The following is a 4,233-nucleotide window of genomic DNA, read 5'->3' as shown; positions in this document are numbered from 1 at the left end:
TTCTACGGGGGACACTTCTGCTTTGCACAAAAGGGGACTTTTCTGAATTGGGTTGACAGGTGCAGCATACCACCCCCCCCCAACAAAAAACCTCACCCGAAATGCAATCACTTCGGCGCGGGGTTTGGTTAAGGGTGGCGAACGCATCTTGCGTTCGCTGGAAGTAAAGCGGCACCTGGAAGGTGCCGCCACGGGTGTCGCTTTTTTTGCGACATCAGGATGATGCCGCCACGGGGGATGGGTTACCACACCGCCGGTTTAAATCCGGGCGGGGTGGAGAGGTCAATCTGTTCGACCATTTGGGCGCAGGACATATAAACCGTGCATGAGTGCATACTTGGCGACTTTTTCTTCCACCACCATGCCTGCGACAGCGCCCATCACTTGATGGTCTTTGTAGATCGGCAGGACGCGCTTGAGCTTGCTCAGGCGCTCCAAATGGGCGTCGATGTGTGCCTCTACCAGTTTGCTTTTGCATTCAACGCCGATGAGGGCGCCATCGTTGACCACCAAGAGGTCAATTTCGACTTCCACGCCGTTGCGTTTGGCACTGATGTTCGGATAGACGGCATGAACCGCTATGCCTTGGTCACGAAACACGCGCACCACCGCCGGCGCGACCATGTGTTCGACAAATTCGTCCAAACGATTGCCGATGTCGCCCAGGTTTTTGGATAGTTGTTTGATCAGGCGCTCGGTTTCCTGAAACTTGCGATCCGTTTCCAGCGCAGATGCTTTCATCTGGCGCTCAGTTTCCTGAAACCTGCGGTCGGTTTCTTGTGCAGATTCTTTGATCAAGCGATCCGTTTCCTGAAACAGCCGCCAGACATCATCGTTGAAAGTTCTTATCGGCAAGGCTGCGAATTTCCATCGGCAGCTTTTCATAGCAGCACCAAAAACTCAGTGCAGTTTTATGAATCACAAGTCTCTCGTTTTACCTGCTTTATGTTCGGCAAGGGCTGCATTGATTAGAAAGTCAAGTTTTCCTGAATTGGAGTCTTCCTCAAGCTGCTTGTCCCAACGCACATTATCAAGTTCGATAAGCCAATCACGAAGTCTGGAAAATGAATCGTAATCTAATTTCAAAATCCGATCTTCTAAAAACGCCATTTCATTGTCAATATTTGCTACCGTCATAGCGAACTCCTGAGTTTTTGACAAAAAATCTGATCGAGTACAACCATAACAGAATCAAACCGAGAATCTTTTTTATATTTTTCCTAACGCCAGACTCAGCCGCCGCGAGCGTAGCGAGCGGTCGGATTGAAGGCATTCTCAGTCATCGGCGGTCACTCCCTAACGGGTTGCATCTCTGCCAAGCATACCACACCCCCCCAAACAAAAAACCCCGCCCCGAAATGAAATCACTTCGGCGCGGGGTTGGGTTGAGGGGGTGTGCGGCATCAGGATGATGCCGCCACGGGCGGCGGATTGTCGAATCCGCCTTACGGGTGACGCGCTACGCGGCTTGGTGGTGGCAATTCTCGGCCAGCGGTTTTGGAATGGGTTCAGCGTTGGTTTCAAGGTCGGCGATCACATCAGCAACGACTTGTCGTATTCCCAAGAGCGCTTCTTCGGGTGTCGGTGCTAGCCAACTTAATGCTGGAAACTCAACACATCCCCCTAAATGGGCATCATCTTCGATTGACCAAGTGATTTGATAAGTATAGCGATCAATGTTCATCGGTTTGCTGCTCCAGTTTATCAATTGCACGCAACACTTGCCGTACTTGATAAGGCTTTGCTTGACCAGCAAAATTCTGAATATTCACGCGGGGATCATGTGGCCAAGGCGTTTTAAAAACCAAATGACTGCCACCCGTCTGACGAGGCTGCCCGAAAAAATATTCACAGACTTTTTTAAGGTCGGCAAAGCGCACATTTGCTGGTTCACGGCGCAATTGTTCAAGAATTTTTTCGATGGAAGGCATCAGTCAAGCATACCACACCCCCCAACTAAAAAACCCGCCCCGCATTAAATACGCGGTGCTCCTGGTTCCTGGGACCGCGCAGCACTGACTGCGCCATGTTTTAATGCGTAGCGGGTGCTACGCGGTCCCAAGGGGGTAAAAACTCTCCCCCTGGCAAGGGGGAGTCCCGCCGTAGGCGGGGAGGGGGTATAAACCCACAACAACCACCCCGGCGCTGCGCGCCACCCCTCCTTGAAAAGGAGGGGAGTCTTTTTTTTGATGCGTAGCGGGTGCTACGCGGTCCCAGGGGCGCATGTCTTTTAAACCCCACGAGGCCTGCGGCCTCGATGCGTAGCTAGTGCTACGCGGTCCCAGGGGGCGGATTGCCTGACGAGTTAATCATGTTGCGGTTCTTGATGGAGTTCGTACATCTCAATGAGATCACCCACAACGGCAAGCATAGAGTACAGCGGATGATGCGCGTCATCCCTCACCACATCCAGCAAGCCATTTAATAATTCGATCATCTGCGCATAGTCAGCGTCATCATCAATATGCGTGAGCGGGATTAGCGTTTGCAGAGATTGCCAGGCTGGAATTAAATGCTGAGCATCGAGTGCCATCGTCATTTTCGTCTCCAGGTATTGCGATCATATTCAGCGTGTGTCATCACATCGCGGACATAGATGCGCTGTTTGTCATAATGAATCACGGTGGCAATGCGATAACGGTTGCCACCCACATCAAAAATCGTAAACCCATCAACATAATCGGCTGTGCCGAATTGTCCACGTAACTGGGAAAACGACACTGCTTCCAAGGCACACACTTTTCGATACCAATCCTCGAGAACGGCTCTGGATTCAGGATGGCGTTCCCAAAATGCTCTGAGCGGTTTTTTAGAAATCAAGCGCATGATGGAGAGTTTTATTAAATTCAACAGTGTTGTCATTATCGCACACACCCCCAAATAAAAAACCCCGCGCCGAAATGAAATCACTTCGGCGCGGGGTTGGGTTAGGGGTCTCGGGCATCCGTGCCCGGGGTCAATCCCGACAATGGCGGATTGTCGCTAACGCGGCGAATCTGCCTTATGGGTTGGATCAAGACGATAGGGAACTCGAATACCTGCTTCATCTTCTGGAAAATCCTTGGTATTTCGAGTGATTAAAACCATACCAGCGACCAGTGCCGTCGCCTGCACAATAGCATCGGGGAGTTTAATGCGGCGAACTTTGCGCAATGTAATCGCTTGTTCGGCGACGGCTTGATCGATATCAAGCACCTGAAAACGATGAAGAAATTCTCTGACAATTGGCTCTTCCTCAGCGGTTGTTCCGACCAGGATTTCCATCCAGGTGATCAGGCTGATTGAAGGGTGTTCATAGCGGGCGATTTCCTGACGGGCAGCATCAATGCCGTTGAGGTAATCGATCAGGATGTTGGTATCAAACAGTGCTTTCATCACACCATTCCGAGCGTAGATGCTCTTGATAGGCGAGCCCATCTTCGCGTTTCTGGTGCCACAGACCAAAAGCAGCATCGCGATCTTGTGGTAATCGATGATGATTTAGATAATCATTGATAGCCTCTCGAACCAGCTCGTTTAATGAGCGGTGCTCGTGTTCAGCTAAAATTGACAACGATTTTGTTTGAGTTTCCGTGAGTTCGATCATTATTGGCATCGTTACACCAGCTTTGGTTCCAAGTCAACACGAGCGAAGTTTAGCAGAAAATGTGGTCTTCTGTCCCCGTTTCACCTTCAGCCACTCCCCCAACAAAAAACCCGCCCCGAAATGAAATCACTTCGGCGCGGGGTTTGGTTGAGGGTGGCGCCACGGGGTTAAAAACTCTCCCCCTGGTAAGGGGGAGTACCGCCGCAGGCGGGGAGGGGGTCTTGTTTTAAGTCTTTTATAACCACCCCGGCGCTACGCGCCACCCCTCCTTAAAAAGGAGGGGAGTCTTTTTTTTGATGCGTAGCGGGTGTTCCTGGGACCGCGCAGCACTAGCTGCGCATGTCTTTTAAACCCCACGAGGCCTGCGGCCTCGATGCGTAGCTAGTGCTGCGCGGTCCCAGGGGCGCATGTCTTTTAGAAGCTGTTTGGAAACTACCGCCTCAAGCCAAGCGGTTAGCCATCAGTCGACTCATTGCGAGATAAATCCAGGCTTCGCTGCTCGACATCAAGCGCTCGTAGTCCTTGCTCAGACGGCGTGAGTGGTTCAGCCAAGCCAAAGGTCCGCTCAACAACCCAGCGTCGCGGCAACAAAACAAACCCTCGGCGCTCCTTGGGACGCAAGACCCCCGTCAAGACGAAACGAAAGC

General features: G+C 51.7%; 8 protein-coding genes and 1 pseudogene. All 9 read right to left on the bottom strand.

Annotated elements, in window-relative coordinates:
• Positions 1 to 282 precede the first annotated feature (282 nt).
• Positions 283 to 855: a DUF3782 domain-containing protein gene (locus THISIDRAFT_RS03930; RefSeq protein WP_139064102.1), complete on the bottom strand. Its 573-nt coding sequence runs from the start codon at positions 853 to 855 to the stop codon at positions 283 to 285.
• A gap of 63 nt (positions 856 to 918) precedes the next feature.
• On the bottom strand, positions 919 to 1,137 hold the full coding sequence (locus THISIDRAFT_RS03925) for a hypothetical protein (RefSeq protein ID WP_006788798.1): 219 nt from the start codon (positions 1,135 to 1,137) through the stop codon (positions 919 to 921).
• A gap of 322 nt (positions 1,138 to 1,459) precedes the next feature.
• Positions 1,460 to 1,684 carry a hypothetical protein gene (locus THISIDRAFT_RS03920; RefSeq protein ID WP_006788797.1) on the bottom strand — a complete coding sequence of 75 codons (225 nt, stop codon included), beginning with the start codon at positions 1,682 to 1,684 and terminating at the stop codon, positions 1,460 to 1,462.
• Positions 1,674 to 1,931: a hypothetical protein gene (locus THISIDRAFT_RS03915; RefSeq protein WP_006788796.1), complete on the bottom strand. Its 258-nt coding sequence runs from the start codon at positions 1,929 to 1,931 to the stop codon at positions 1,674 to 1,676. The genes THISIDRAFT_RS03920 and THISIDRAFT_RS03915 overlap by 11 nt, the downstream gene beginning before the upstream one ends.
• Positions 1,932 to 2,305: 374 nt before the next feature.
• On the bottom strand, positions 2,306 to 2,539 hold the full coding sequence (locus tag THISIDRAFT_RS03910) for a hypothetical protein (protein WP_006788795.1): 234 nt from the start codon (positions 2,537 to 2,539) through the stop codon (positions 2,306 to 2,308).
• Positions 2,536 to 2,862, bottom strand: a complete 327-nt coding sequence (locus THISIDRAFT_RS03905; protein ID WP_246585319.1) for a type II toxin-antitoxin system HigB family toxin — start codon at positions 2,860 to 2,862, stop codon at positions 2,536 to 2,538. Before THISIDRAFT_RS03905 ends, THISIDRAFT_RS03910 begins: the two co-directional genes overlap by 4 nt.
• A gap of 120 nt (positions 2,863 to 2,982) precedes the next feature.
• Positions 2,983 to 3,375 carry a type II toxin-antitoxin system VapC family toxin gene (locus THISIDRAFT_RS03900; protein WP_006788874.1) on the bottom strand — a complete coding sequence of 131 codons (393 nt, stop codon included), beginning with the start codon at positions 3,373 to 3,375 and terminating at the stop codon, positions 2,983 to 2,985.
• Positions 3,359 to 3,586, bottom strand: coding sequence for a CopG family transcriptional regulator (locus tag THISIDRAFT_RS03895; protein WP_139064106.1), 228 nt, complete (start codon positions 3,584 to 3,586; stop codon positions 3,359 to 3,361). The genes THISIDRAFT_RS03900 and THISIDRAFT_RS03895 overlap by 17 nt, the downstream gene beginning before the upstream one ends.
• 440 nt (positions 3,587 to 4,026) lie before the next feature.
• Positions 4,027 to 4,233, bottom strand: a pseudogene (locus THISIDRAFT_RS03890) (transposase); the annotation flags it as partial.

Origin of the sequence: Thiorhodospira sibirica ATCC 700588 (assembly GCF_000227725.2) — a bacterium.
Lineage (GTDB): Bacteria > Pseudomonadota > Gammaproteobacteria > Ectothiorhodospirales > Ectothiorhodospiraceae > Thiorhodospira > Thiorhodospira sibirica.
This window is presented reverse-complemented; position numbering and strand designations above follow the sequence as displayed.